The organism is Variovorax sp. AB1(2024), from assembly GCF_037482385.2.
Taxonomy (GTDB): Bacteria; Pseudomonadota; Gammaproteobacteria; order Burkholderiales; family Burkholderiaceae_C; genus Variovorax.
In genome coordinates, this window is record NZ_JBBHKP020000001.1 from 755,317 (window position 1) to 780,493 (window position 25,177).

Genomic DNA, 25,177 nt, shown 5'->3' on the forward strand with positions numbered 1-25,177 from the left:
ATGGCGAAGATCGACCAGGTCGAGATCGCGCAGATCGACATCGCGCCGAAGGTCAGGCGCACCGACGCCATCCAGTCCTTCGTGACGCAGGAAACCGTGATGGTCACGGTGCGCTGCGACGACGGCTCGTCGGGCACCGGCTACACGTACACCATCGGCACGGGCGGCTCGTCCATCGTGGCGCTGCTGAACGACCACCTGGCGCCGCGGCTGATCGGGCGCGACCCGCAGCAGTACGAGGCCATCTGGCGCGACCTGTTCTTCCACACGCACGCCACCGCCGTGGGCGCGATCACCAGCCTGTCGCTGGCGGCGATCGACACCGCGCTGTGGGACCGCAACGCGCGGGCGGCAGGCTTGCCGCTGTGGAAGCTGGCCGGCGGCGCGCAGCAGCGCGTGCCGGTCTACACCACCGAAGGCGGCTGGCTTCACATCGAGCCCTCGCAGCTGGTGGAGCAGACACTGGCCGCCAGGGCCGACGGCTTCCTGGGCGCGAAGATCAAGGTCGGCAAGCCGCACGTGGCGCAGGACATCGCGCGCCTGTCGGCCGTGCGCGAAGCGGTCGGCGCGGATTTCGAGCTGATGGTGGATGCCAACCAGAGCTTCACCGTGGCCGAGGCCATCCGCCGTGCGCGCCAGTACGCGCCGCTCGACCTCGCGTGGTTCGAGGAGCCGATGCCGGCCGAGCATGTGCGCGCGCATGCGCAGCTGCTGGCCAGCACATCGGTGCCGATCGCGGTGGGCGAGTCGATGTACCACCCGTCGCAGTTCGCCGAATACATCCAGCAGGGCGCCTGCTCCATCGTTCAGGCCGACGTGGCGCGGGTGGGCGGCATCACGCCGTGGCTGAAGATCGCGCACCTCGCGGAGGCGCACAACATCGCGATGTGCCCGCACTTCCTGATGGAGCTGCACGTGAGCCTGTGCGCCGCCGTGCCGAATGCGCGCTGGGTCGAATACATCCCGCAGCTCGACGACCTGACGACAAGCCGCCTGCGCATCGAGGACGGGCATGCGGTGGCGCCGGAAACGCCCGGGCTGGGCATCGAGTGGGATGCCGACCAGCTGAAGGCGCGGCGCAAGTTCACGCCGCTGGTGCTGCGCGGCTGAGCCGGCCGGTCAGTCGGCTTCGATAAGGCTGCGCAGCGACTGCAGGTCGCGCGCGATCCAGCCGGCGTCGCGCTCGAAGGCCGCGTCGTCCATGTGCGGCTGTCGCAACAGCGTGAACTGCAGCTCGCAGGCGTCGGACCCGACGCCGATCACGCGAAAAGGCAGGTAGACCTCGGGCACGCCTTCGGGCGCGACCCAGTGGTCGAGCACGCCGAAGTCGTTGCACGGCGCGAAGCGCATGCGGGCGTCGCCGCGCTCGGGCGTGCGCACGATCCAGTGGTCGCCGTGCGGCACCAGCGCGCTCTTCGAAAGGCCGCTGGCCCAGTCGGGCAGGCGCTTCGGATCGGCCGCCAGCACATAGGCGCGGCGCCATTCGCAGGCCACGCGCTGCGTGATGACGCGGGACTGGACGGCAGCACTGCCTTCATTCGTCGTCGATTTCATCGAAGTCGCTCCTGAGTACCTTGGACACGACGGCGCCCGAGAAACCGCGCGCCATCAGGAATCGCATCTGCTTGGCCCGTTCCTTCGCGTCGGCGGGCGCGGCGTCGAAGCGGCGGCGCCAGAGGGCGGTGGCGCGCTCCACCTCGGTTTCCTGCAGGCCGGCCACCGCTTCGGCGATGGCCTCGGGCGCAATGCCCTTGGCCTGCAGTTCCTGCTTCACCCGCAGCGCGCCGGAGCGGGCCGCGCGCTGGTTGAGCACCGAGGCCACCACGCGCGGCTCGCTGATGAAGTCCTTGGCGGCCAGCTCGTCGAGCGCCTTGGCCAGCGTGCCGGGCTCTTCTTCATGCTTGGCGAGCTTGCGCTCCAGCTCCAGGCGCGAATGCTCGCGCTGGCTCAGCAGGCGCAGTGCGCGGCCTTTGAGGGACGGGGCGTCGAATGCCATGCGGGAACCGCTCGCGCGGCCCGGCAGGGGACCGCGCTCGGGGGCTTGTTACTCGCCCTTGTCCGCCTTCTCGGCCTTGGCGGCCTTCTGCGGCTTCTCGGGCGTGGAGCCGGCATCGGCGGCCAGCAGCGGAATGCCCAGCGACTCGCGCACCTTGTTCTCGATCTCGCGCGACAGCTCGGGGTTCTCGCGCAGGAACTCGCGCGCGTTGTCGCGGCCCTGGCCGATCTTCTCGCCGTTGTAGGCATACCAGGCGCCCGACTTGTCGACGATCTTGGCGGTCACGCCCATGTCGATGATCTCGCCTTCGCGGCTGATGCCTTCGCCGAACAGGATGTCGAACTCCGCCGTCTTGAACGGGGGCGAGACCTTGTTCTTCACCACCTTCACCTTGGTTTCGTTGCCGATGGCCTCGTCGCCCTTCTTGATGGTGCCGATGCGGCGGATGTCCAGGCGCACCGAGGCGTAGAACTTCAGCGCATTGCCGCCGGTGGTGGTTTCGGGCGAACCGAACATCACGCCGATCTTCATGCGGATCTGGTTGATGAAGATGACCATGCAGTTGGTCTTCTTGATGGTGGCGGTGAGCTTGCGCAGCGCCTGGCTCATCAGGCGGGCCTGCAGGCCGGGCAGCGAGTCGCCCATTTCGCCTTCGATTTCGGCCTTGGGCGTGAGCGCGGCGACCGAGTCGACCACGATCAGGTCGACGGCGCCCGAGCGCACCAGCGAATCGACGATTTCGAGGGCCTGCTCGCCGGTGTCGGGCTGGCTGATCAGCAGGTCGGACAGGTTGACGCCGAGCTTCTGGGCGTATTGCACGTCGAGGGCGTGTTCTGCGTCGACGAAGGCGCAGGTGCCGGCCTGCTTCTGCATGGCGGCGATGACCTGCAGCGTGAGCGTGGTCTTGCCCGAGGATTCAGGGCCGTAGATTTCGATGACGCGGCCGCGCGGCAGGCCGCCGACGCCCAGCGCGATGTCCAGGCCCAGCGAACCGGTGGAGACCACCTGGATGTCTTCCAGCGCCTCGCCTTCGCCGAGCCGCATGATCGTGCCCTTGCCGAACTGCTTTTCGATCTGGGCCAGCGCGGCTTGCAGCGCCTTGGCTTTTTCACTGTTGGCGACCGAGATGCTTGCGCCCTTGACGACTGCGTCCATGTGGAAACTCCTTGAATATCAACGGTTTGTGTCTGGTTTCACCCATCTGCTTTTAACCACAGGCTGGATGCTTGAACAGTAGTGTAGGGGCTGATGCCGCTGCGTAAACCTGTTTTTTGGTCAGTTTGCTTTACCATTTGGCGCATGAGCGAAACCGCCTTTCCGACCGATCCCGACGCCTGGCGGCAGACCCACCTGGGCCGTCTGCTGGGCCACGCCATGCGCCGTTTCGACGAGCGCGTGCTGGAGCTGATGGCGCACGACGTCGACGTGCCGCTGGCGTTGTCGAACCTCGCGGCGCGCGCGCAGGTGAGCGCGGCGCACATCCACATCACCCGGCACCTGGCGCGCGAGGGCTCGCGCCTCACCGAGCTGGCCGAGCGCGCCGGCATGACCAAGCAGGCGATGGGCGCCCTGGTGGACCAATGCGAGGCCTGGGGCCTGGTCACGCGCGGCCCCGATCCGCTCGACGCGCGGGCCCGGCGCGTGCTGTTCACGGCCGACGGGCTGGCCTGGCTCGACGCCTTCCACGGCGCGGTGACGCAGGCCGAGCGCGAGTTCCGCAGCAGCGTGGGCGACGACATCGCCACCGTGGTAACCATCGGACTGGAAGCCTATACAGCGGGCTAGACTTCGAGGCAGAGACAAACGTCGACGGCGCCGCCGGGCGCCCGACACCCAAACAGGCCGGAGGTGGCGCATATGCGGATTCTGATTGCCGAAGACGACCAAGTGCTGGCCGATGCCCTGCTGCGCAGCCTGCGCACCTCGGGCGCGGCGGTCGACCACGTGGCCAACGGCTCGCAGGCCGACACCGCGCTCATGACCCATGACGAATTCGACCTGCTGATCCTCGACCTCGGGCTGCCCAGCCTGCACGGCATCGAGATCCTGAAGCGCCTGCGCGCGCGCGGCTCGCAGCTGCCGGTGCTCGTGCTCACGGCGGCCGACAGCGTGGAAGAGCGCGTCAAGGGCCTGGACAACGGCGCCGACGACTACATGGCCAAGCCCTTCAGCCTGCAGGAACTCGAGGCCCGCGTGCGCGCCCTCACGCGCCGCGGCATGGGCACCACCAGCAACGCGATCCGCCACGGCCCGCTGGTGTACGACCAGGCCGGCCGCGTGGCCACCATCGACGGCAAGATGATCGAGCTGTCGGCGCGCGAACTCGGCCTGCTCGAAGTGCTGCTGCAGCGCGCCGGCCGGCTGGTGAGCAAGGACCAGCTGGTCGACCGCCTCTGCGAATGGGGCGAGGAGGTGAGCCTCAACGCGATCGAGGTGTACATCCACCGGCTGCGCAAGAAGATCGAGAAGGGCCCGGTGCGCATCGCCACGGTGCGCGGGCTGGGCTACTGCCTCGAGAAGATCCAGAACTGATGCCCCTTTTCATGCGCGAAGCCTGGGAGCGAGCCCGGTGAAGCTGTTCCAGCGCGCGCAGCGCTCGCTGTTCGGCGAGATCCTCGACTGGATGCTCACGCCGCTGCTGCTGCTGGTGCCGGTGAGCATCGGCGTCACCTGGCTGGTGGCGCAGGGCATCGCCAACGCGCCCTTCGACCGCGCGCTCGAGCACAACGTGAAGGCGCTGGCCGAGCTGGTGACGGTGAAGGAAGGGCACACGCAGTTCGTGCTCTCGCAGTCGGCGCGCGAGATCCTGCGGGCCGACGATGCAGGCCACGTCTACTACCAGCTGCTCGACGGCCACGGCACGCTGCTGAGCGGCGAGCGCGACATTCCCCAGCCCGGCCTCGACGAGCCGCTGCCGCCCAACCAGGTGTTCCTGCACAACAGCGACGTGCACGGCCAGCCGGTTCGCGTGGCCTCGATGTGGCTGGCCAGCGGCAGCGACGACGTGCCGCCCTCGCTGCTGCAGCTGGCCGAGACGCGCGAGAAGCAGTCGGTGCTGGCGGCCGAGATCATCAAGGGCGTGCTGCTGCCGCAGTTCGCGATCCTGCCGCTGGCGGTGCTGCTGATCTGGCTGGCGCTGGTGCGCGGCATCAAGCCGCTGTCGGTGGTGGAGGCGCGCATCCGCGAACGGCGCCCCGGAGACCTGAGCCCGCTGGACGAATCGTCGGTGCCGCTCGAAGTGGTGCCGCTGGTGTCTTCGGTGAACGAGCTGCTGGACAAGCTCAACGATTCCATCGGCACGCAGAAGCGCTTCCTGGCCGACGCGGCGCACCAGCTCAAGACGCCGCTGGCGGGCCTGCGCATGCAGGCCGACCTGGCGCAGCGCGAAGGCGCCAACGCCGACGAGCTGAAGCAGTCGCTCAAGCAGATCGGCCGCGCCAGCAAGCGCGCCACGCACACGGTGAACCAGCTGCTGTCGCTGGCGCGCGCCGAAGGCAACAGCGCCAACGTGCACCACCAGCCCTGCGACCTGGCGCGGCTCACCATCGAGGTGGTGCGCGAGGCGGTGCCGCGGGCCATCGAGAAGCGCATCGACCTGGGCTACGACGGCGCCGAGGCGGGCGCGCCCGGCGTGATGTTCGACGGCAACCAGACGCTGCTGAAGGAGCTGGTGCGCAACCTCGTCGACAACGCGCTGAACTACACGCCATCGACGCCGGAGCGCCCGGGCCTGATCACCGTGCGCGTGCTGGCAGACCCCTTCGGCCACGTGCTGCTGCTGCAGGTGGAGGACAACGGCCCCGGCATCGCCGAGGCCGACCGCGAGCTGGTGTTCGAGCCTTTCTACCGCGTGCTCGGCAACGAGGCCGACGGCTCGGGGCTGGGGCTGCCGATCGTGCGCGAGATCGCGAACCAGCACCGCGCGCAGGTAAGGCTGGAGGATGCGCATCCCGGCAAGCATCCGCCGGGGGCGCTCTTCACGGTGCGCTTCGAGGCCGAGGCGCCCGTTTGAGCCTGATGGTCAGGGGGAGGGCGCGGGCGCGGCAGCTGCGGGGGCCGGGGTCGGAGCCGGAGCCGGAGCCGGCCCGGCAGGCTTCGCGTCGTTGCGGATCTGCAGCCACTCCGGCCGGATCTGCCGCGCGAGACGCTGCGGCTCGCGCTCGTTGAGCCCCGCCGGCGCCAGGCCGAAGCCGGCGAGATCGCCGCGCGCCCACAGGAAGTAGCCGGCGTTGGCCAGCAGCAATACGACGAGCAGGAGACGCAGCTTCATGCGGATCGGCCGGTCAGAACGCCATGCCGCGAGGGCGCACGCTCACTTCGTCGCTCGATATGAGCTGCAGCCCGGCGTCGGTGCGCACCTGCAGTTCGCCGCCCCAGGCCACGCCTTCGCACAGGCCGGTGGTGCCGTCGCTGAGCGCCACTTCACGGCCGCGCAGCACGTCGCGCGCGGCAAAGCGTTCGGCGAAAGGCGCGAAGCCGCGCGCCTCGAAATCCAGCACGGCCTGCACGAGGGGCGGGGCCAGCTCGCCCAGCACCTCGGGCGCGCTGGCATCGGGGCGCCACTGGCGCAGCCAGGCCGGCGGGGTGCGCATGCCGTCGGCATCGCGCGCGCCGATGTTCACGCCGATGCCGATCACAAGGTAGCGCGACGCATCGGGCCGGCCGCTGGACGGCAGTGCGGTCTCGATGAGGATGCCGACCAGCTTGCTGTCGTTGACCCACACGTCGTTGGGCCACTTGAGGCCGACCTTGTGTGCGCCGGAGGGGTCGAGGCTCTCGGCCACGCTGACACCCACGGCCAGCGACAGGCCGGACCAGTCGGCGGGCGCCAGCGGCAGGCCCAGCGAGAACAGCAGGGAGGCCGGGGCTTCCTGCCGCGGCGCGCTCTGCCAGGGCCGGCCCAGCCGGCCGCGCCCTGCCGTCTGGTGCTCGGCCACGAGCAGCACGGGCTCGACACGTCCGGCGCGCGCACGGCGCATCAGTTCGGTGTTGGTGGAATCGATCTCGGCCACGGCCTCGACGGTGAAACCGGGCAGCAGCGGGGCGACCGCCGCGGCGATCCGGTCTTCGAACCAGTCGGCGGTGGTGCTGCCCATGTTCAGTCCTTCCCGGACTTGTCCTTCCTGGCGGATTTTTTCTTTTCAGCCTTCTTTTCGGCCTTCTTGGCTTCTTTCTTTTCGGCCTCTTTTTTCTCGGCCTTCTTCTTCTCGGCTTTCTTTTTGTCTTTCTTCTTCTTTTTCTTTTCTTCGTCCTCATCCTTGGGCGTCAGCAGCGTGCCGCGGCACTGCTCGGAGCCGCACCAGCAAGGGAATTCGGACAGAAGCTTCGGCGTGTACGGCTCGTCGATGATCAGGCCGTAGTCGTAGTTGAGCTCTTCGCCTGCGGCGATGTTGCGCAGCGCCTTGATATAAACGCGCCCATCGACCTCGTCCGCCTCGCAGTTCGGTTCGCACGAGTGGTTGATCCAGCGCGCGTCGTTGCCCTTGACGTTGCCGTCGATCACACGCCCGTCGTCGATGTGGAAGTAGAAGGTGTGGTTGGGCTGGGCCGGGTCGTGCGGATGGCGGCGCAGCGCTTCCTTCCAGCTGATGATCTCGCCCTTGTATTCGATCAGCGTTTCGCCTTCGGCCAGGTCCTGCACCGCGAACACGCCGTTGCCGTGGACATCGGAGCGCCGCATCTGGATTCGGCGACCGGCGGAAAGTGGGGTTTTGGAAGGCATCGCCGAAGTCTGTTAGTTTGAATATGCACACATGCGCGTGTGCGCGTGCGCACGCGGGAAGCCGCAGATTGTATGTGGCCCCCACGCTCCCGCACTGCGTGTCGTCGCTGCCCCCGAGGGGGCCGCAGGCCGCCTTGAGGCGGCTCGGCGGCGGCCTGAGAACTTTTTAGGAATTGTTGATGAAGACCTTGGTAATCGCAGAAAAGCCGTCGGTGGCGCAGGACATCGTCCGCGCCCTCACGCCGGTGGCCGGCAAATTCGACAAACATGACGAGCATTTCGAGAACGACAGCTATGTCGTGACCAGCGCTGTCGGTCACCTGGTCGAAATCCAGGCGCCCGAGGAATTCGACGTCAAGCGCGGCAAGTGGAGTTTTGCCAACCTGCCCGTGATTCCGCCGCACTTCGACCTGAAGCCGGTCGACAAGACCAAGACGCGCCTGAACGCGGTGGTCAAGCAGGCCAAGCGCAAGGACGTGACGCAGCTCATCAACGCATGCGACGCGGGCCGCGAGGGCGAGCTGATCTTCCGCCTGATCGAGCAGTACGCCGGCGGCAAGTCGGGGCTGAACAAGCCGGTCAAGCGGCTGTGGCTGCAGTCGATGACGCCGCAGGCCATCCGCGACGGCTTCGACGCGCTGCGCACCGAAAAGCAGATGCAGGGCCTGGCCGACGCCGCGCGCTCGCGCTCCGAGGCCGACTGGCTGGTGGGCATCAACGGCACGCGCGCCATGACCGCATTCAATTCGCGCGACGGCGGCTTCTTCCTCACGACCGTGGGCCGCGTGCAGACGCCGACGCTCTCCGTCGTGGTGGAGCGCGAGGAGCAGATCCGCAAGTTCGTCTCGCGCGACTACTGGGAAGTCCACGGCAGCTTCGCGGCCGAGGCCGGCGAGTACCCCGGCAAGTGGTTCAACCCCGACTGGAAGAAAGCCAACGCGCCGCTGCTGGCCAACGGCGAACCCGACCCCGAGCAGCGCGCCGACCGCGTGTGGAACGAGCAGGAAGCCCGCGCCATCGCCGACGCCTCGCGCGGCAAGCCCGCCACCGTCACCGAAGAAAGCAAGCCCACCACGCAGGCTTCGCCGATGCTGTTCGACCTGACCTCGCTGCAGCGCGAGGCCAACGGCCGCTTCGGCTTCAGCGCCAAGACCACGCTGGCGCTGGCGCAGAGCCTGTACGAGCGCCACAAGGCGCTGACCTACCCGCGTACCGATTCGCGCGCGCTGCCGGAAGACTATCTTCCCGTCGTCAAGCAGACCATGGGCATGCTCGCCAACAGCGGCATGAAGCACCTGGCGCCGTTCGCCAAGCAGGCGGTCGACGGCAACTACGTGAAGCCCAACAAGCGCATCTTCGACAACGCCAAGGTGTCGGATCACTTCGCCATCATCCCGACGCTGCAGGCCCCCAGCGGCCTGAGCGAGGCCGAGCAGAAGCTGTACGACTTCGTGGTGCGCCGCTTCCTGTCGGTGTTCTTCCCGAGCGCCGAATACCAGGTCACCACGCGCATCAGCACGGTGGAGCAGGGCGGCAGGAAGTACCCCTTCCGCACCGACGGCAAGGTGCTGGTGAAGCCGGGCTGGCTCGCCATCTACGGCAAGGAAGCCCAGGACGACGAGAAGGAAGACGACAAGGACGGCAAGCGGCTCGTGCCGGTGAAGCCGGGCGAGATCGTGAAGACCGAGTCCGCCGACATCAAGGGCCTGAAGACGCGCCCGCCGGCGCGCTACTCCGAAGCCACGCTGCTCGGCGCGATGGAAGGCGCGGGCAAGACCATCGACGACGACGAGCTGCGCGAAGCCATGCAGGAGAAGGGCCTGGGCACGCCAGCCACGCGCGCGGCCACCATCGAAGGCCTGATCACCGAGAAATACATGCTGCGCGAAGGCCGCGAGCTGATTCCCACGGCCAAGGCCTTCCAGCTCATGACGCTGCTGCGCGGCCTGGGCGTGGAAGAACTCTCCAAGGCCGAGCTCACCGGCGAGTGGGAATACAAGCTCGCGCAGATGGAGAAGGGCGCGCTCAGCCGCGACGCCTTCATGCGCGAGATCGCCGAGATGACGGAGCACATCGTCAAGAAGGCGAAGGAATACGACCGCGACACCGTGCCGGGCGACTACGCCACCCTGCAGACGCCGTGCCCCAACTGCGGCGGCATCGTGCGCGAGAACTACCGCCGCTACGCCTGCACCGGCAAAAGCGGCACCGGCGAGGACGCCTGCGGCTTCTCGTTCGGCAAGTCGCCGGCCGGGCGCACCTTCGAGGTGGCCGAGGCCGAGGCGCTGCTGCGCGACAAGCACATCGGCCCGCTGGAGGGCTTCCGCTCCAAGGCCGGCTGGCCCTTCACTTCCGAGATCGTCATCAAGTTCGACGACGAGGCGAAGAACTGGAAGCTGGAGTTCGACTTCGGCGACGACAAGAACGCCGACACCGGCGAGATCGTCGACTTCAGCGACCAAGACACCGTGGGCCCGTGCCCGGTGTGCGGCGCGCCGGTGTTCGAGCACGGCAGCAACTACGTCTGCGAGAAGTCGGTGCCGACCAATGCACAGCCCACGCCAACCTGCACCTTCAAGACCGGCAAGATCATCCTGCAGCAGCCGGTGGAGCGCGCGCAGATGGAAAAGCTGCTGGCCACCGGCAAGACGGACCTGCTCGACAAGTTCGTGAGCATGCGCACGCGCCGCGCCTTCAAGGCCTTCCTGACCTGGAACGCCGAAGAGGGCAAGGTGACCTTCGAATTTGCACCGCGCGAGGGCGGCAGCAAGTTCCCGCCGCGCAAGACCTTCGGCAAGGCCGCGCCCGCGGGCAAGACGGCGGCCGCCAAGAAGGTGGCGGCGAAGAAGACGCCCGCTGCCAAGAAGGCACCGGCCGCGAAGAAGGCCGCCGCGCCGCGCAAGCCTGGCGCGGGCCTGAAGCCCAGCGACTCGCTAGCCGCGGTGATCGGCGCCGAACCGGTGGCGCGCACCGAGGTCATCAAGAAGCTGTGGGACTACATCAAGGCCAACGGCCTGCAGGACGCGACCAACAAGCGCGCGATCAATGCCGACGCCAAGCTCAAGCCGGTGTTCGGCAAGGACCAGGTGACGATGTTCGAACTCGCGGGCATCGTGGGCAAGCACCTCTCGGCGACCTGAGCCATGCGGCGCAGACACTTCGCAGCGAGCGCGGCCCTGGCGGCCGTCGCGGCGCTGGGCGGCGCCGGCATGGCGCATGCCGCCGCGTGGCCCGACAGGCCGGTCAAGCTGGTGGTGCCGTTCCCGCCGGGACAGGCCACCGACATCTTCGCCCGCGCGGTGGCCGAGCAGCTCGGCAGGCGGCTGGGCCAGCCGGTGATCGTCGACAACAAGGCCGGCGCCGGCAGCAACATCGGCACCGAGTTCGTGGTGCGCTCGCAGCCAGACGGCTACACGCTGGTGGTGGCGGGCAGCGCGATGGCGGTGAACCAGACGCTCTACGCCAAGCCGGGCTTCGACCCGCGCAAGGACCTGGCCGGCATCTCGCTCATCGCGAAGGTGCCGCTGGTGTTCCTGGCCACGCCGGAGAGCGGCATCCGTACGCTGGCCGAGCTCACCGCGCGCGCCAAGGCGGAACCCGGCCGGCTGAGCTACGCGAGCGCCGGCATCGGCGGCACGCAGCATCTGTCGGGCGAGATGTACAAGTCGGCCGCGCATGTGTTCATCACGCACATTCCGTACCGCGGCAGCGGCCCGGCGCAGTCGGACTTCCTGGGCAACCAGGTGCCGCTGATGATCGACTCGGTGACGGCCGCGCTGCCGCACATCAAGTCGGGCAAGGCGGTGGCGCTGGCGGTCACGTCGGCCACGCGCTCGTCGCAGCTGCCCGAGGTGCCCACCGTGGCCGAAAGCGGCGTGGCCGGCACGAAGAACTTCGAGGCGGTGGGCTGGCTCGGCCTGATGGCGCCGCGCGGCACGCCGCCCGAGATCGTCGAGCGGCTCAACCACGAGGTGACGGACATCCTCAAGAGCGAGCAGATGGCGCGCTTCATCCGCGAGCGCGGCTCCGAACCGGCGCCCACCACGCCGGCGGAGTTCGACCGCTTCGTGGCGAGCGAGATCCGCCTGTGGGGCGCCGCGGTGAAGGCTTCGGGCGCCAAGCCCGAATGAGCCGTTCGACCTAGCAGGGCTCAGGCGGGCGCCTGCGCCTCTTTGGCGCGGTCGACCTCCGCCAGCAGCCAGCTGCGGAAATGATCGAGCGTGGCCAGCTGGCCGCGCCCTTCCGGATAGCAGAACCAGTAGCCCTCGTTGCCCCGGTAGCCGCCGCCCGGCAGCGGCTCGTCCACCAGCCCCGCGGAAATCTCGTCCTGCACCAGGCAGCGCGGCACCAGCGCCACGCCCATGCCGACCATCACCGCGCGGATCATGGTCTGGAACTGGTCGAACTGCGGGCCGGCCAGCGGGTCGAGGCCGCGCACGCCGTGCGTCTCGCTCCAGTGCAGCCACGACTGCGGCACCGTGACGTGGCGCAGCAGCGTGCAGCGCGCCACGTCCTGCGGCGTGCGGATGGCGACCTCGGCCTGCGCGGCGCGCGGCGCGATCAGCGCCACGTCACGGCCCGCGAGGTAGTGCGATTGCGCGCCGGGCCAGTGGCCGTCGCCGAAAAGAATGGCGCAGTCGAGCTCGGGCCGCTCGAAGTCGTAGCCGTGCACGAAGGGCACGAAATGCAGCGTGATCTGCGGATGGGCGCGCTGGAAGTCGGGCAGCCGCGGAATCAGCCACTTGGCGCCGAAGGTGGGCAGGGTGGACAGGTGCAGCGCGCCGCCGCCGTCGCCGCTGGTGATGAGCTCCAGCGTGGCCGCCTCCAGCTGCGCGAGCAGCGAGCGCACCGTCTTCTCGTAGCGCTCGCCGGCCGGCGTGAGCGCCAGTCGCTTGCGGTTGCGCTCGAACAGCGGCGCGCCGATCCAGCGCTCGAGCTCCTGCACCTGCTTGCTGACCGCGCCCTGCGTGAGGTGCAGCGCCTCGGCCGCGCGCGAGACGCCGCCGAAGCGCACCACGGTGGAAAAGGCCCGCAGCAGGTTCAGCGGAGGATTGAGACGGCGCAGCGACATGGCAGGATGCCCATTAAAACATTCCAGATCAGAATGTTAGCTGGTCTATCCTTTGCTTCTGAAGTGAGGCGAAATCGCTCCTTCTCACTCAATGCACATTGGAATCCACCCCATGCAACGTCGTCATTTCATCTCCACGCTGGCCGCTGCTTCCATCCTTCCAGGAATATCCTTTGCCCAGGGCAAGCCCATTCGCCTGGTCGTTCCGTTCCCGCCCGGCGGCGCCACCGACATCACGGCGCGCGTGCTCGGCGAGCCCGTGGCCAAGATCCTTCAGCAGCCGGTGGTCATCGACAACCGCGCCGGTGCCGGCGGCTCCATCGGCATGGCCGAGCTGGCCCGCGCCACGCCGGACGGCCTGACCTTCGGCATCGCCACCCTGTCCACGCACGGCGTGAACCCTGCCGTGTACCAGAAGCTGCCGTACGACCCGATCAAGGGCTTTGCCGCCGTGACCGAGATCGTCAAGGCGCCGGGCGTGATCGTCATCAACCCGGCGAAGCTGCCGGTGGCCAGCTTCGCCGAGCTGGTGAAGTACCTCAAGGCCAACCCGGGCAAGGTGTCTTACGCCTCGCCGGGCAACGGCACTATCGGCCACATGTGGGGCGAGCTGTTCAAGAGCAGCACCGGAACCTCGATGGTGCACATCCCCTACCGCGGTGCGGGCCCGGCCATCAACGACGTGCTCGCGGGCGAAGTGCCGGTGTACTTCGACCAGGTGGCTTCCTCGCTGCCGCACGTGAAGGCGGGCAAGCTGAAGGCGCTGGCCGTGTCGTGGAACGGCCGCCTCGACGTGCTGCCCGACGTGCCCACCTACGGCGAGCTGGGCTATCCGGCCAACAACGATCCTTCGTGGTTCGGCATGATCGCGCCCGCCGGCACGCCCGCCGAGCTGGTGCTGCGCATGCAGCAGGCCGTGGCCACCGCGCTGAAGGACCCCTCGGTGCGCGAGCGCCTGGCGCTGCAGGGCCTGTACGCATCGGGCACCACGCCGGCGCAGTTCACCAAGCAGATCGCCAGCGAGATCGACAAGATGAAGAAGGTGGCCGAATTCGCACGCGTGCGATTGGACTGAGCCCGGCCTGCCTATGCATCCAGTCCTGAAACTGATTCAAACCCGCGCCCAGGTGACGAGCGTTGCCGGGCACACGCCGCTGGTGCTGGACTCCCCGCACAGCGGCACCGTCTACCCCGAGGACTTCGGCACGGTGCGCGACCTCGCGACGCTGCGCCGCGCCGAGGACACGCACGTGGAAAAGCTCTACGCCTTCGCCCCGGCGATGGGCGTGGCCTGGGTGGAGGCGCACTTTCCGCGCAGCTACCTGGACGCCAACCGCGACACCACCGAGATCGATACCACGATGCTGCAGGGCGAGTGGACCGACCCGGTCTCCACCGACCCGCGCGTGCTGTCGAAGGTGCGCCTGGGCAAGGGGTTGATCTGGAAGCTCACCGACGAAGGCCTGCCCATCTACGACCGGCAATTGCCGGTGGAAGAGGTGCGCCAGCGCATCGACACCTGCTGGCGGCCGTATCACGCGGCGGTGGCGCAGGCCATCGACGAGGCGCATGCGCGCCACGGCTACAGCATCCACATCAACTGCCACTCGATGCCGGCCATCGCGGCCAGCCATGCCACCGACTTCCCGGGCCTGGCGCATGCCGACTTCGTGATCGGCGACCGCGACGGCAGCACCGCCGACCCGGCGCTGTCGCGCAAGATCTGCGAGCACCTTCGCGGCTTCGGCTACAGCGTGGACTACAACCACCCCTACAAGGGCGTGGAACTGGTGCGCCGCAACGGCGACCCGGCCGGCCAGCGGCACAGCATCCAGGTGGAGATCAACCGCAAGCTCTACATGGACGAGACCACGCTGGCGCTGGACGAGGCCGGCGCCGAGCGGCTGCAGGGGCACCTGCGTTCGCTGGTCGAGATGCTGCTGGCGACGGACCCGCGCTGAGCGGCCCGCCGCGGGGCAACAACAACCCTGCCGGCCCCGGTGTGTTGTTACACGAGGGGCCAGGCCGGCGGCCTATAGTGGAAACGGTCATGACCCACCACACCTCTTGGAGTTTCCAGTGAAGCCATTCATTGCAGCCGTTCTTGCCGTCGCGATGGGCGCGCTCGTCGCGGGTTGCGCGGGCACCGGCTCAGCCGGCAGCGCCAATGCATCGAGCGCCGCCGCACCCACGGGCGGCAGCGGCGTCACCGTGTTCGGCACCATCGACGCCGGCGTCTCCGGCACGAAGAACAGCTCGCGCTGATTCAGCGCGCCACGCCCCTTCTTCGGGCCGTCGGCCGCCACGTCCGAGGCGGCCTCGAGCACGCCCACCCACTCGGCCACGAAACGGTCGTACATCTCGCGGTGCGCCTCGACCTGCGCGTCGATCACCGCATCGACGATCTCCCGCAGCGGCCGCGGTCTCGCGGATGGTGATGGGAGCGCGGCCTCAGCGCCGCAGCAGTGCCTGCTTCAGCAGGCGCGCGGCGCGGTTGCGGATGCGCCCCGGCATGCCGCGCATGCTGCTCGTGCGCGGCGCCACGCGCGCGGTGGCGCAGGCCCAGAGGAAGTCGTGCAGGATGGGCGTGTCGTCGACCGTCTCGGTGCTGCCGTACTTGTGGAATTCAGGGTGCCACTGGGTCGCGGCGATGTAGCTGCGGCCGCGGTCGGCCCGGCGGCGGATGGCCTCGGGCACGCGGTCGGGCAGGCTCCAGGCCTCGATGTCGAAGCCGGGCGCGATGTCCTTCACGCCCTGGTGGTGGATGCTGTTCACCCGCGCGGTCTTCAGGTCGGGGTAGAGCTTCGACAGCCGGGTGCCCTGCACCAGCTCGATCTGGTGGAAGTTCTGGTCGTAGGTGACAGGGTCGCGGTGCTTGAGCGTCTCGGGGTGCCCGTGCTGCGCCTCGATGTCCTGGTAGAGCGTGCCGCCGAAGGCCACGTTGATGAGCTGCAGCCCGCGGCACACGCCGAAGATGGGCTTGCCGGCCTGCTCGAAGGCTTCGACCAGCGCCAGGTCGTAGAGGTCGCGGATGCGGTCGCCGATCCATGCGTCCTTCAGCGGCACCTCGCCGTAGCTGCCGGGCCAGACGTCGGCGCCGCCGTGCATCACCACCCCGTCGAGCCATTCGGCGTAATGCGACAGCTTGGTGTCGCCGCGCGCGGTCTCGCCGGTGGGGCAGGGCACCATCACCACCATGGCGCCGGCGGACATGAGCCAGTGCGCGATCGATTGCTCGACGTACTGCAGCGTCTTGTTGGTGAAGAGCGATCGGGCGGGGTCGGCATGCGAGAAGCAGGCGGACAGGCCGATCTTGAGCCGGGCGGAAACAGGTTGTGTCATCGCGGGACTGTCGACGGAGCGAACCGGACGGGTGATGCGAAAAGGAAAATCCATTGTGGCTCGTTGGCCTCTCGCACGGGGTCGGACGACACGCCAAGTATGCTTTCAACGCGACGCCCACGAACAAGGAAGACAAACCGATGAAGACAATCAAGGGTCCGGCCATTTTTCTCGCCCAGTTTGCGGGCGACACGGCACCGTTCAACACGCTCGACGGCATTGCGGGCTGGGCCGCCGGGCTCGGCTACAAGGGCGTGCAGATTCCCAGCTGGGACGCCCGCCTGTTCGACCTGAAGAAGGCGGCCGAAAGCAGGACCTACTGCGACGAAGTGAAAGGCACGCTGGCGAAGCACGGCCTGGAGATCACCGAGCTCTCGACCCACCTGCAAGGCCAGCTGGTGGCGGTGCACCCGGCCTACGACGCGGGCTTCGACGGCTTCGCGGCGCCCGAGGTGCGCGGCGATCCGGCCAGTCGCCAGCAATGGGCGGTGCAGCAGCTGCACTTGGCGGCCAAGGCATCGGCCAACCTGGGCCTCACGGCGCATGCGACCTTCTCGGGCGCGCTGGCCTGGCCGTACCTCTATTCTTGGCCGCCGCGCCCGCCGGGACTCATCGAGGAAGCCTTCGACGAGCTCGCGCGCCGCTGGCGGCCGATCCTCGATGCCTTCGACGCGGCGGGCGTGGACGTGGGCTACGAGATCCACCCCGGCGAAGACCTGCACGACGGCGTGAGCTACGAGATGTTCCTGGAGCGCGTGAACAACCATCCGCGCGCCTGCCTGCTGTACGACCCGAGCCACTTCATGCTGCAGCAGCTCGACTACCTGGCCTACATCGACCACTACCACGAGCGCATCAAGATCTTTCACGTGAAGGACGCCGAGTTCAACCCGACCGGCAAGCAGGGCGTGTACGGCGGCTTCCAGAGCTGGATCAACCGCGCCGGGCGCTTCCGCTCGCTGGGCGACGGGCAGGTCAACTTCAAGGCCATCTTCTCGAAGATGGCGCAGTACGACTTCCCGGGCTGGGCGGTACTGGAATGGGAGTGCTGCATCAAGCACCCCGAAGACGGCGCACGCGAGGGTGCGAAGTTCATTGCCGACCACATCATCCGCGTGGCCGACCGGGCCTTCGACGACTTCGCCGCGGGCGGCGTGGACGTGGCGGCCAATCGGCGGATGCTCGGGCTGGGCTGAAATCTTCAGCGGTGCAGCGGGCAACCGTTGCGCTCGCTGCGGTAGTCCGACGAAGCCGCATACGCCGCCTTGCGCGCGCGCATCACGTTGCCCAGCGGCCGGTGCGCGGCCAGCGCATGCCAGGGGTTGAAGGCCATGCCGTCGTCGATCTCGCGCGCCAGCGCCTCGCTCCAGCCTTCCTGCGGATCGGCCGTGATGCGCGCGACGGCAATGAACGGGCTGAGCGCCTGCGGCCATTCGACCGATGCGTCTTCGACCGGCATGCGTTCCAGGTCCACGCACAGCTGCACGCGCAGTTCCCACACGGCGGGGTTCGCGCGGATGAAGTCGGCCACCGCCTCGCGCGTGCCGTCGGGCTTGCCCGCGAGGTCGAGCGGCGCGTTCTCCAGCGCCAGCAGCGCCGGGGAAACAGGCGCCAGCTGCAGCTTGGCGATGTAGGCGCCATAGCGGATCGGCACCTGCGTGAAGAAGGTGGCGCCGAGCGGGTGTGTCTCCGCATGGCCGCCGAGTGCGATCAGCGTGCCGCTCTGGCCGCCGAAAGTCTCGACCGCCTTCTCCACGCCCTGCAGCACGCCAGACAGCACGCGCTTGGCGTTCGGCGCCTTGTCGGTGGTGCCCGCGAGCAGCTTCAGGGTGCGCAGGAAGCCCTTGGCGTCGGGCGCGGAGAACACCGGTCCGTCGACGAACAGGAAGTCCTGCGTGGAGCCGCCTTCGGCACCGTCGACGCGCGGACCTTCCACGCCGAGCACCTTCAGGGCCATGCCGCGCGGCAGCGAGACTCGGTCGTCGAGCACCTCGGCGGGCGGCGTCGACAGCCGCATGACGACGGGGTAGCGGCGCGCCGACGCGAAGAGGCCCTGCGCCAGCGTCTCGGGCAGGCCGTCGAGCACGCTCAGTTCGCCGCGCAGCAGGCCGTGGCTCTTGGCGTGCACCGCGCGCATGGCATGGCCGGTGTGGTCGGCCATGGTTTTCTCCATGTCGACGAGCGTGGCCACCAGGTCGGTCTGCGTCTGCGCCTCGTCGTCGCGGAAGGTTTCCACGGCGGGGTCGTAGCGCACGGGGGTTGCTGAAGAGAGTGCGGTCGTGTTCATGCCTCGATTGAGCGCAGTGGCCCGCGCAACGGCTGTAGGAGCGCGACGCCATCGCGTGCGCTCGAATGCCTGCGTGGGCGGGCTTACAGCAGTTGTACCAAGCGCTGGATGGCGCCGTCGATCTGCGCTTCGCCGATCAGCCCGTAGCCGAACGACAGCCCGTTGGGCACGTCGGGCGCGTGCGGATCGAGCGCGAAGCGCGAGAGCGGCGGCAGCACGATGCCGGCCGCCGCGGCGCGCTCGACCACCACGTCGGCCCGCGTCGGGCCGTGCAGCCAGGCCGACAGGTGCAGCCCGGCGTTGGATGGAATCGCCTCGAGCCGCCCGCCGCCGTGCCGCGCCAGCGCGTCGAGCAGCGCGGTGCGCCGAGCGCCGTACAGCTTGCGCATCTTGCGGATGTGCCGGGCCAGGTGCCCCTCGGCAATGAAGGCCGCGAGTGCTTCCTGCCCCAGCACCGGGCCGTGCCAGTCGGCGAGTTCGCGCGCCCGCACCAGCGCCGCGCGGGCCCATGGCGGCGCGACCACGAAGCCCAGGCGCAGCGCGGGGAACAGGCTCTTGGAAAAAGTGCCGACGTAGAACACCGACTCGGCGCGGTCCAGCGTCTGCAGTGCATCGAGCGGCCGGCCGGCGAAGCGGAATTCGCTGTCGTAGTCGTCTTCCACCACGACCGCATTGCGTGCCCGCGCGAAGGCCAGCAGGGCGGCGCGCCGCTGCGGCGACATCGCCACGCCGGTGGGGAACTGGTGCGACGGCGTCACGCAGATCACGCGCGCTTCTGGCGGAATGCGCTCGACGCACAGGCCCTCGGTGTCGGTCGGCACGGTGACCACTTTCGCGCCCGCGGCCAGCATCGCTTCGCGCAGCGAGGGATAGAACAACTGCTCGACCGCGACCACGGTGCGCCCCGGCACGACCAGGATGCGCGCAAGCAGCCCGAAGGCCTGCTGCGCGCCGGCCGTGACGACGATGTCGCCGGCGGTGCAGCCCACCGCGCGGGTGAACGACACATGCCGCGCGATCGCCTCGCGCAGTGCCTGCTGGCCCTGCGGGTCGGCATAGTCGGCGGTCTGCCGCGCGACGCGGCGCAGCGCTCGGTCGGACAGGCGGCGCCAGATGTCGAAGGGAAAGGCGCTCACGTCGGGCAGGCCGACGCGGAAGTCGTCGCGCGCGGCTTGCGGCTGCAGTGTCGGCGCGAGATCGGCGCCGGGCACGTGCAGCGGCACCAGCCGGGGGTCGCGCCCGGCCGCCATGCCCCGGGCGGGCCGGGCTGGACGGCCGCGCCGCGAGGCCGGCAGGATGTCGGCCACGTAGGTGCCGGCGCCGGGACGCGCCAGCAGGTAGCCCTCGCTCAGCAGCAGGTCGTAGGCCGCGAGCACGGTGTTGCGCGACACGCCGAGCCGCTCGGCCAGCGCGCGCGTGGCCGGCAGGCGCGCGCCGGGCTGCAGCCGGCCGTCGAGGATGGCGCCGCGCAACTGCCGGTGCACTTCGCGCAGCAGTTCGCGCGAGCCGGCGCCTGGCAGGCGGATGGCGAGTTCGAAAAGTGGTTCCATGAACTTCGCCGATTGTGGTTCTTTCAAGGAGCCAATCGCAATCCTATTCTGAAGGCCTCGGAACACCTTTGAACGGAGCTTTCCATGCCAACCAACCCCACTGCCGCGCCCTTGCCCGAACGGTTGCCCATGAGCCTCGGCTGGCTCGCGCTGGGCGCCTTCGCCATCGGCACCGAAAGCTTCATGGTCGCGGGACTGCTGCCGGTGCTGGCGGCCGACCTGCAGGTCAGCGCCGCGCGGGCCGGACAGCTGGTGCTGCTGTTCGCGCTGAGCTACGCCGTCGGCTCCCCGCTGATGGCGGCGTTGTTCTCGCGTTTCAGGCGGCGGCCGCTGCTGATCGCCAGCCTCGCCGCGTTCTCGGGCCTTGCGCTGGCGGCGGGACTGGCGCACGGCTTCGCGCAACTGGCGCTGGCGCGCATCGCGCTGGGACTGGCGGCCGGCGTGTTCCTGCCGACCGCGAGCGCGGTGGCGGCGGCGATGGTGTCGCCCGCGCTGCGCGGCCGGGCGCTGGCCATCGTGAGCGGCGGCGGCACCGTGGCGGTGGCGCTCGGCGTGCCGCTGGGCGCGTGGATCGCGAGCTGGGGCGGCTGGCGCACGGCCTACCTGCTGATCGCGGCGGTGGCGGCGCTGGCCGCCTGGGGCCTGGCCCTGGGATTGCCGCGCGCCCTGGCGCAAGCCCCCACCGCCGCGAAGCAGGCACCGGCCTTCGAGGCGGCGCGCGCACCCGGCGTGCTGCCGGCGCTGCTCGTCACCCTGGTGTGGGCCACCGGGGGCTTCAGCTTCTACACCTACATCGCGCTGTTCCTGTCGGGCACGCTGGGCTTCGGGGCCGAAGGCGCGAGCGCGGTGTTCTGCGCCATCGGCGTGGCCGCGGCCCTTGGCACCGCGGCCGGCGGCTGGGCCACCGACCGCTTCGGCGCCGACCGCGTGGCGCGGGGTTTTGCACTGTTGCTGGTGCTGATTCTGGGCGGGCTGTCGTTCGCGGCGCAGATGCTGCCGCGCGGGCTGGCGTTGCCGCTGATCGTGGGGCTGTCGGCGCTGTGGGGCTTCGCCGGCTGGGGCTTCGGGCCGGCGCAGGCGGTGCGGCTGATCCGGCTGGCGCCGGAGCGCGCGCCGATGACGCTGTCGCTCAATGCCTCGGCGACGTACCTCGGCATCGCGGCAGGCTCGGCGCTGGGCGGTGCGGCCATCGAGCTGTTTGGCGTGAGCGCGGTGGGATGGGCGGGCGCGGCGATGCAGCTCGCGGGGCTGGCGCTGCTGCTTCGGGCGGCTCGCAGGGCACGGAGGGCCTGCTCCGCCCCGGCATCGCTATGTTTTTAGTAGCTGAAAACCCCTGATCGCTGGCCCCTCGGGGCCTTTTTCATGGAGGCGTTGTAATTAAGACAAGCGTTCGTCATGCCCTGCGGGCTATAATGTCGGGTTCGTTTCGATACCACGACGAAGAATTTCGTCAATACCGCCGGCTGACCTGCACTGTCCTTGGATTCTTCAGGCCCCTCATTCCCAAGCCGGCTCATACAGTGTGTTGGAGCGCCAGACCGGGCGCCCATGATTGCCACCACTGCCTTCGTTCCTGTTGAAGCGAATAGCGCGTCCGCCGCGCCATTCCGGCCGGCCCACGCCCGTTTTCAATTATTTTTCAGGCTCATCGCGCTTCGTATCCGCGCGCCGAGCCAAGGCTTCATGGACATCATTCAACACAGTATCGCGGTGGGCAAGTACCTTGTTTCGCCGCTCATCCGACACCAGGACGACGGCAATTTCGCCGCCTCCGTCTCCATCCGCTCCGGCAGCGGCAGCGGCATGCACGACCGCGTGATGCGTTTCACGCCGCGCTTCGCCAGCCACGCCGCGGCGGTCCGCTATGCCGTCGACGAGGGCCTTGGCTGGGTGCGCGAACGCGCCCCCCTCGCACTCCCGTGCGCGGCCTGAAACAATTACGCCCGATTCCATCTCCAACACACATCGAACGATTCAGAGGTAATCACACATGCCCAAGGAAGAACTGATCGAAATGAACGGCGCGGTGACCGAAGTCCTGCCCGACTCGCGCTACCGCGTCACGCTCGACAACGGCCATCAGCTGATCGCTTACAGCGGCGGCAAGATGCGCAAGCACCACATCCGCATCCTGGCGGGTGACAAGGTGTCGCTCGAACTCTCGCCCTACGACCTGACCAAGGGCCGTATCACCTTCCGTCACCTGGAACGTCGCGGCCCGCCGCCGACCAACTCCGGCAACAACAACGCACCCCGCCGCTGATCCGCGACTGACGCAAGGCCTTGCGGCGCCCCGCCAAGGGTGCCGGCAAGGCTTTTGTTTTTTGCGCTCCCCGGCTGCTGAACGATGACCACAACCAATCCCACAGCCGGCGGCACCCCAGCCGACAACGGCTTTGCCACGCTGGCGCTCACGCCCCAGACGCTGGCCAACCTCACCCAGCTCGGCTACACGCAGATGACGCCGATCCAGGCGGCCGCGCTGCCGCCCGCGCTGCTCGGCAAGGACCTGATCGCGCAAGCCAAGACCGGCAGCGGCAAGACCGCCGCCTTCGCACTGGCGCTGCTCGCCAACCTCAACGCACGACGCTTCGCCATCCAGGCGATGGTGCTGTGCCCGACGCGCGAACTGGCCGACCAGGTCACGACCGAAATCCGCCGCCTGGCGCGCGCCGAGGAAAACATCAAGGTCGTCACGCTCTGCGGCGGTGTCGCGCTGCGCGGGCAGATTGCCAGCCTGGAGCACGGCGCCCACATCGTGGTGGGCACGCCGGGGCGCATCATGGACCACCTGGAACGCGGGAACCTCGACCTGTCGGCGCTCAACACGCTGGTGCTCGACGAAGCCGACCGCATGCTGGACATGGGCTTCTTCGACGACATCGTGACGGTGGCGCGGCAGTGCCCGAAGGAGCGTCAGACGCTGCTGTTCTCGGCCACGTACCCCGAAGGCATCGCCAAGCTCGCGCAGCAGTTCATGAAGAACCCCGAGCAGATCACGGTGCAGGCGCAGCATGAAGGCAGCAAGATCCGCCAGCGCTGGTACCAGGTCAAGGACAGCGAGCGGCTGCACGCCGTGAGCCTGCTGCTCGACCATTTCCGCCCCGTGAGCACGCTGGCCTTCTGCAACACCAAGCAGCAGTGCCGCGACCTCGTCGACGTGCTGCAGGCCCAGGGCTTCAGCGCGCTGGCGCTGTTCGGCGAGCTGGAGCAGCGCGAGCGCGACCAGGTGCTGGTGCAGTTCGCCAACCGCAGCTGCTCGGTGCTGGTGGCCACCGACGTGGCGGCGCGCGGGCTCGACATCTCGCATCTCGAGGCGGTGATCAACGTCGACGTGACGCCCGATTCTGAAATCCACATCCACCGCGTCGGCCGCACCGGCCGGGTCGGCCAGCAGGGCGGCTCGGAAGGCTTGGCGCTGAACCTCGCCAGCATGAACGAGATGGGCAGCGTCGGGAAGATCGAGCTGCTGCAGGGCCGCGAATCGGAATGGCACGAGCTGTCCGAACTCACGCCCGCCAAGGGCACGCCGCTGAAGCCGCCGATGGCCACGCTGCAGATCGTGGGCGGGCGCAAGGAAAAGATCCGCGCCGGCGACGTGCTGGGCGCGCTCACCGGGGACTGCGGCTACACGAAGGAGCAGGTCGGCAAGATCAACGTGAACGAATTTTCGACCTACGTGGCGGTGGACCGCGCCATCGCGGCCGAGGCGGCGCGCAAGCTGTCCGCCGGCCGCGTCAAGGGCAAGTCGGTCAAGGTGCGGCTGCTGGAGCAGTAACGCCCGCCTGCGGCGTGGCCAGCGCCGATGCAGGCGCCACCGGTGCGTCGAGCACCGGGGCCGGTGCCCCGTCGGGCGCCTCCTGCCGCGCCAGCTTCGCGGCCAGCCTGAACGCCACCACCACCGCGAGCAGCCCGAAGATCGACGAGCCCACGGCCTGCCCGATCAGCACGCCGGCCGCCCCGTGGTGCGAGCCCCACCAGGCGAACGGAATCGTGCCCAGCGTGGCGCGCCCCCAGTTGAACGCGGTCGACAGCAGCGGATGCCCGAGGTTGTTGAACGACGCGTTCGCCACGAACAGCCCGCCCGCGAAGAAGAAGCTCGCGGCCAGCCAGCTGCAGAACAGCGAGATCAGCTCCGCCGCCTGCCCTTCGGCCGAGAACGCGCGAATGAGCACGCCTTGCCCCAGCGCCAGCAGCAGCCACGCCGCGGCCACCGACGCCACCATGAACAGCAGGCTGTCGCGCAGGCCTTCCTGCACCCTTCGGTACTGCCCCGCGCCCAGGTTCTGCGCCAGGATCGGCCCCACCGCGCCGCTGAGCGCGTAGACCAGCCCGAAGGCCACCGGCGTGAGCCGGTCGATGGTGGCCGCGCCCGCCACCGCCGAGGGACCGAACTGCGCCACCGCATGCGTGACGAAGGCCGCGCCCACGGGCGTGGCCAGGTTCGTCAGCACCGCCGGCCCGGCCACCGAGCCCAGCGCGCGCGCATCAGCGCCGAGCCGCGAAGCCTGGAAGGGACCGAGCATGCGGTGCTTCACCATCACGCCGTGCAGGCCGATGGCCGCCAGCACCGTGCGCGAGACCACCGCGCTGATGGCCGCGCCGTCGAGCCCCAGGCCCAGGCCGAAGATCAATATCGGGTCGAGCACCGCCGTCACGAAGGCGCCCGCCAGCGTGACCGTCATCGAGCGGCGCGCATCGCCCACCGAGCGCAGCAGCGCCGACGTCGCCATGCCGATGCCCAGCAGCGGCAGCGTGTGCACCGTCACCGAGAGGTAGCGATGCGCGAGCCGCGCCGTCTCGCCCTGCGCGCCCAGCGCCTGCAGCGCCGGGTGCAGGAAGAAGGCGGTGCCCGAGCCCGCGAGCACCGACAGCGCCACCATCAGCACGAGGCTCGAGGTGCCGATGCGGCGCGCGTCTTCCATGCGTCCCGCGCCCACCGTGCGCGACACCACTGCCGCGATGCCGATGGTCAGCCCGATGCACAGCGACGCGTGGAAGAAGCCCACCACGCCCGCGAAACCGACCGCCGCCGCAGTCTCCTTTTCGCCGAGCAGCGAGATGTAGAACAGGTTGATCAGGTCGACCGCGAACACCGCGATCAGCCCGATGGCGCCCGTGCCCGCCATGACGCAGACATGGCGCATCAGCGAGCCCGAAACGAAGCGCGGACGCCCGGCGCCGGCGGTTGTTTCGGTTATTGGCATAT

25 protein-coding genes are annotated in these 25,177 nt (G+C 69.0%); 13 read left to right on the forward strand and 12 right to left on the reverse strand.

Going from position 1 to position 25,177, the window contains the following annotated elements; all coding sequences use genetic code 11:
- Positions 1-1,110 carry a mandelate racemase/muconate lactonizing enzyme family protein gene (locus WIX39_RS03690; RefSeq protein ID WP_409194534.1) on the forward strand — a complete coding sequence of 370 codons (1,110 nt, stop codon included), beginning with the start codon at positions 1-3 and terminating at the stop codon, positions 1,108-1,110.
- Positions 1,111-1,119: 9 nt separating this feature from the next.
- On the opposite strand, the gene WIX39_RS03695 is transcribed toward WIX39_RS03690, so the two are convergent.
- Genes WIX39_RS03695 through recA form a run of 3 tightly spaced genes read right to left on the reverse strand, consistent with a single transcriptional unit; the run spans position 1,120 to position 3,151 of the window.
- Positions 1,120-1,554 (reverse strand): SRPBCC family protein, encoded by a 435-nt coding sequence (locus tag WIX39_RS03695; protein WP_409194535.1) that lies wholly within the window; start codon positions 1,552-1,554, stop codon positions 1,120-1,122.
- The gene (gene recX / locus WIX39_RS03700; protein ID WP_081268705.1) at positions 1,535-1,996 is read right to left on the reverse strand and encodes a recombination regulator RecX; all 462 of its coding nucleotides are present in this window, start codon (positions 1,994-1,996) and stop codon (positions 1,535-1,537) included. Before recX ends, WIX39_RS03695 begins: the two co-directional genes overlap by 20 nt.
- Positions 1,997-2,044: 48 nt before the next feature.
- A complete protein-coding gene (gene recA, locus WIX39_RS03705) occupies positions 2,045-3,151 on the reverse strand; it encodes a recombinase RecA (RefSeq protein ID WP_081268704.1) in 1,107 nt (368 codons plus the stop codon).
- Positions 3,152-3,295: 144 nt separating this feature from the next.
- On the opposite strand from recA, the gene WIX39_RS03710 reads away from it, so the two are divergent.
- The 3 genes from WIX39_RS03710 to WIX39_RS03720 all read left to right on the forward strand — a co-directional run bounded on the left by WIX39_RS03710 (position 3,296) and on the right by WIX39_RS03720 (position 6,008).
- Positions 3,296-3,781 carry a MarR family winged helix-turn-helix transcriptional regulator gene (locus tag WIX39_RS03710; protein ID WP_106936359.1) on the forward strand — a complete coding sequence of 162 codons (486 nt, stop codon included), beginning with the start codon at positions 3,296-3,298 and terminating at the stop codon, positions 3,779-3,781.
- Between the two features lie 72 nt (positions 3,782-3,853).
- A complete protein-coding gene (locus WIX39_RS03715) occupies positions 3,854-4,528 on the forward strand; it encodes a response regulator transcription factor (protein ID WP_081268702.1) in 675 nt (224 codons plus the stop codon).
- 37 nt (positions 4,529-4,565) lie between these two features.
- The gene (locus tag WIX39_RS03720) at positions 4,566-6,008 is read left to right on the forward strand and encodes a sensor histidine kinase (protein WP_081268700.1); all 1,443 of its coding nucleotides are present in this window, start codon (positions 4,566-4,568) and stop codon (positions 6,006-6,008) included.
- Positions 6,009-6,017: 9 nt separating this feature from the next.
- Here the strand turns inward: WIX39_RS03720 and WIX39_RS03725 are convergent, their stop codons facing one another.
- Genes WIX39_RS03725 through WIX39_RS03735 form a run of 3 tightly spaced genes read right to left on the reverse strand, consistent with a single transcriptional unit; the run spans position 6,018 to position 7,718 of the window.
- Entirely contained in the window at positions 6,018-6,266 is a 249-nt protein-coding gene (locus WIX39_RS03725; protein ID WP_409194536.1) for a sporulation protein, read from the reverse strand.
- A gap of 13 nt (positions 6,267-6,279) precedes the next feature.
- Positions 6,280-7,092, reverse strand: a complete 813-nt coding sequence (locus tag WIX39_RS03730) for a biotin--[acetyl-CoA-carboxylase] ligase (RefSeq protein ID WP_409194537.1) — start codon at positions 7,090-7,092, stop codon at positions 6,280-6,282.
- Between the two features lie 2 nt (positions 7,093-7,094).
- Positions 7,095-7,718, reverse strand: coding sequence for an SET domain-containing protein (locus WIX39_RS03735; protein ID WP_409194538.1), 624 nt, complete (start codon positions 7,716-7,718; stop codon positions 7,095-7,097).
- Positions 7,719-7,897: 179 nt separating this feature from the next.
- Here WIX39_RS03735 and WIX39_RS03740 point away from each other — a divergent pair, with 179 nt between their 5' ends.
- Together WIX39_RS03740 and WIX39_RS03745 are read left to right on the forward strand one after the other, a co-directional pair.
- The gene (locus WIX39_RS03740; protein WP_081268696.1) at positions 7,898-10,858 is read left to right on the forward strand and encodes a DNA topoisomerase III; all 2,961 of its coding nucleotides are present in this window, start codon (positions 7,898-7,900) and stop codon (positions 10,856-10,858) included.
- Between the two features lie 3 nt (positions 10,859-10,861).
- Positions 10,862-11,848, forward strand: coding sequence for a tripartite tricarboxylate transporter substrate binding protein (locus WIX39_RS03745; RefSeq protein ID WP_409194539.1), 987 nt, complete (start codon positions 10,862-10,864; stop codon positions 11,846-11,848).
- A 20-nt stretch (positions 11,849-11,868) separates the two neighbouring features.
- Here WIX39_RS03745 and WIX39_RS03750 read toward each other — a convergent pair whose 3' ends face one another.
- Positions 11,869-12,789 (reverse strand): LysR substrate-binding domain-containing protein, encoded by a 921-nt coding sequence (locus WIX39_RS03750; RefSeq protein WP_409194540.1) that lies wholly within the window; start codon positions 12,787-12,789, stop codon positions 11,869-11,871.
- Between the two features lie 112 nt (positions 12,790-12,901).
- On the opposite strand from WIX39_RS03750, the gene WIX39_RS03755 reads away from it, so the two are divergent.
- Positions 12,902-13,864, forward strand: coding sequence for a tripartite tricarboxylate transporter substrate binding protein BugE (locus WIX39_RS03755; RefSeq protein WP_409194541.1), 963 nt, complete (start codon positions 12,902-12,904; stop codon positions 13,862-13,864).
- Positions 13,865-13,877: 13 nt separating this feature from the next.
- Positions 13,878-14,750 carry an N-formylglutamate amidohydrolase gene (locus WIX39_RS03760; protein ID WP_106936352.1) on the forward strand — a complete coding sequence of 291 codons (873 nt, stop codon included), beginning with the start codon at positions 13,878-13,880 and terminating at the stop codon, positions 14,748-14,750.
- Positions 14,751-14,837: 87 nt separating this feature from the next.
- Here WIX39_RS03760 and WIX39_RS03765 read toward each other — a convergent pair whose 3' ends face one another.
- Together WIX39_RS03765 and WIX39_RS03770 are read right to left on the reverse strand one after the other, a co-directional pair.
- Entirely contained in the window at positions 14,838-15,182 is a 345-nt protein-coding gene (locus WIX39_RS03765) for a hypothetical protein (protein WP_409194542.1), read from the reverse strand.
- Positions 15,183-15,240: 58 nt separating this feature from the next.
- The gene (locus tag WIX39_RS03770; protein ID WP_081268691.1) at positions 15,241-16,131 is read right to left on the reverse strand and encodes a gamma-glutamyl-gamma-aminobutyrate hydrolase family protein; all 891 of its coding nucleotides are present in this window, start codon (positions 16,129-16,131) and stop codon (positions 15,241-15,243) included.
- A 140-nt stretch (positions 16,132-16,271) separates the two neighbouring features.
- Here WIX39_RS03770 and WIX39_RS03775 point away from each other — a divergent pair, with 140 nt between their 5' ends.
- Positions 16,272-17,327, forward strand: a complete 1,056-nt coding sequence (locus tag WIX39_RS03775; RefSeq protein WP_409194543.1) for a sugar phosphate isomerase/epimerase family protein — start codon at positions 16,272-16,274, stop codon at positions 17,325-17,327.
- A gap of 5 nt (positions 17,328-17,332) precedes the next feature.
- Here the strand turns inward: WIX39_RS03775 and WIX39_RS03780 are convergent, their stop codons facing one another.
- Complete coding sequence (locus WIX39_RS03780) at positions 17,333-18,418, reverse strand: catalase family protein (protein ID WP_409194544.1); 1,086 nt, start codon at positions 18,416-18,418, stop codon at positions 17,333-17,335.
- An 83-nt stretch (positions 18,419-18,501) separates the two neighbouring features.
- Positions 18,502-19,968 (reverse strand): PLP-dependent aminotransferase family protein, encoded by a 1,467-nt coding sequence (locus tag WIX39_RS03785; protein ID WP_409194545.1) that lies wholly within the window; start codon positions 19,966-19,968, stop codon positions 18,502-18,504.
- A gap of 84 nt (positions 19,969-20,052) precedes the next feature.
- On the opposite strand from WIX39_RS03785, the gene WIX39_RS03790 reads away from it, so the two are divergent.
- The 4 genes from WIX39_RS03790 (at position 20,053) to dbpA (ending at position 23,746) form a co-directional block, all read left to right on the forward strand.
- The gene (locus WIX39_RS03790; protein WP_409194546.1) at positions 20,053-21,288 is read left to right on the forward strand and encodes an MFS transporter; all 1,236 of its coding nucleotides are present in this window, start codon (positions 20,053-20,055) and stop codon (positions 21,286-21,288) included.
- A gap of 363 nt (positions 21,289-21,651) precedes the next feature.
- Positions 21,652-21,900 carry a hypothetical protein gene (locus WIX39_RS03795; protein WP_081271150.1) on the forward strand — a complete coding sequence of 83 codons (249 nt, stop codon included), beginning with the start codon at positions 21,652-21,654 and terminating at the stop codon, positions 21,898-21,900.
- A gap of 58 nt (positions 21,901-21,958) precedes the next feature.
- Positions 21,959-22,231 (forward strand): translation initiation factor IF-1, encoded by a 273-nt coding sequence (gene infA, locus WIX39_RS03800; protein WP_015867950.1) that lies wholly within the window; start codon positions 21,959-21,961, stop codon positions 22,229-22,231.
- Positions 22,232-22,315: 84 nt separating this feature from the next.
- Positions 22,316-23,746 (forward strand): ATP-dependent RNA helicase DbpA, encoded by a 1,431-nt coding sequence (gene dbpA / locus WIX39_RS03805; RefSeq protein WP_409194547.1) that lies wholly within the window; start codon positions 22,316-22,318, stop codon positions 23,744-23,746.
- Here the strand turns inward: dbpA and WIX39_RS03810 are convergent.
- The gene (locus WIX39_RS03810) at positions 23,721-25,175 is read right to left on the reverse strand and encodes an MATE family efflux transporter (RefSeq protein WP_409194548.1); all 1,455 of its coding nucleotides are present in this window, start codon (positions 25,173-25,175) and stop codon (positions 23,721-23,723) included. The genes dbpA and WIX39_RS03810 overlap by 26 nt on opposite strands.
- Positions 25,176-25,177: the final 2 nt, after the last annotated feature.

What these genes read in the sequence shown, in the direction of transcription:
- WIX39_RS03690 (WP_409194534.1), top strand. Translation starts at nt 1, where the DNA reads ATGGCGAAGATCGACCAGGTCGAGATCGCGCAGATCGACATCGCGCCG.
- WIX39_RS03695 (WP_409194535.1), bottom strand. Translation starts at nt 1,554, where the DNA reads ATGAAATCGACGACGAATGAAGGCAGTGCTGCCGTCCAGTCCCGCGTC.
- recX (WP_081268705.1), bottom strand. Translation starts at nt 1,996, where the DNA reads ATGGCATTCGACGCCCCGTCCCTCAAAGGCCGCGCACTGCGCCTGCTG.
- recA (WP_081268704.1), bottom strand. Translation starts at nt 3,151, where the DNA reads ATGGACGCAGTCGTCAAGGGCGCAAGCATCTCGGTCGCCAACAGTGAA.
- WIX39_RS03710 (WP_106936359.1), top strand. Translation starts at nt 3,296, where the DNA reads ATGAGCGAAACCGCCTTTCCGACCGATCCCGACGCCTGGCGGCAGACC.
- WIX39_RS03715 (WP_081268702.1), top strand. Translation starts at nt 3,854, where the DNA reads ATGCGGATTCTGATTGCCGAAGACGACCAAGTGCTGGCCGATGCCCTG.
- WIX39_RS03725 (WP_409194536.1), bottom strand. Translation starts at nt 6,266, where the DNA reads ATGAAGCTGCGTCTCCTGCTCGTCGTATTGCTGCTGGCCAACGCCGGC.
- WIX39_RS03730 (WP_409194537.1), bottom strand. Translation starts at nt 7,092, where the DNA reads ATGGGCAGCACCACCGCCGACTGGTTCGAAGACCGGATCGCCGCGGCG.
- WIX39_RS03735 (WP_409194538.1), bottom strand. Translation starts at nt 7,718, where the DNA reads ATGCCTTCCAAAACCCCACTTTCCGCCGGTCGCCGAATCCAGATGCGG.
- WIX39_RS03740 (WP_081268696.1), top strand. Translation starts at nt 7,898, where the DNA reads ATGAAGACCTTGGTAATCGCAGAAAAGCCGTCGGTGGCGCAGGACATC.
- WIX39_RS03745 (WP_409194539.1), top strand. Translation starts at nt 10,862, where the DNA reads ATGCGGCGCAGACACTTCGCAGCGAGCGCGGCCCTGGCGGCCGTCGCG.
- WIX39_RS03750 (WP_409194540.1), bottom strand. Translation starts at nt 12,789, where the DNA reads ATGTCGCTGCGCCGTCTCAATCCTCCGCTGAACCTGCTGCGGGCCTTT.
- WIX39_RS03755 (WP_409194541.1), top strand. Translation starts at nt 12,902, where the DNA reads ATGCAACGTCGTCATTTCATCTCCACGCTGGCCGCTGCTTCCATCCTT.
- WIX39_RS03760 (WP_106936352.1), top strand. Translation starts at nt 13,878, where the DNA reads ATGCATCCAGTCCTGAAACTGATTCAAACCCGCGCCCAGGTGACGAGC.
- WIX39_RS03770 (WP_081268691.1), bottom strand. Translation starts at nt 16,131, where the DNA reads ATGACACAACCTGTTTCCGCCCGGCTCAAGATCGGCCTGTCCGCCTGC.
- WIX39_RS03775 (WP_409194543.1), top strand. Translation starts at nt 16,272, where the DNA reads ATGAAGACAATCAAGGGTCCGGCCATTTTTCTCGCCCAGTTTGCGGGC.
- WIX39_RS03780 (WP_409194544.1), bottom strand. Translation starts at nt 18,418, where the DNA reads ATGAACACGACCGCACTCTCTTCAGCAACCCCCGTGCGCTACGACCCC.
- WIX39_RS03785 (WP_409194545.1), bottom strand. Translation starts at nt 19,968, where the DNA reads ATGGAACCACTTTTCGAACTCGCCATCCGCCTGCCAGGCGCCGGCTCG.
- WIX39_RS03790 (WP_409194546.1), top strand. Translation starts at nt 20,053, where the DNA reads ATGCCAACCAACCCCACTGCCGCGCCCTTGCCCGAACGGTTGCCCATG.
- WIX39_RS03795 (WP_081271150.1), top strand. Translation starts at nt 21,652, where the DNA reads ATGGACATCATTCAACACAGTATCGCGGTGGGCAAGTACCTTGTTTCG.
- infA (WP_015867950.1), top strand. Translation starts at nt 21,959, where the DNA reads ATGCCCAAGGAAGAACTGATCGAAATGAACGGCGCGGTGACCGAAGTC.
- dbpA (WP_409194547.1), top strand. Translation starts at nt 22,316, where the DNA reads ATGACCACAACCAATCCCACAGCCGGCGGCACCCCAGCCGACAACGGC.
- WIX39_RS03810 (WP_409194548.1), bottom strand. Translation starts at nt 25,175, where the DNA reads ATGCCAATAACCGAAACAACCGCCGGCGCCGGGCGTCCGCGCTTCGTT.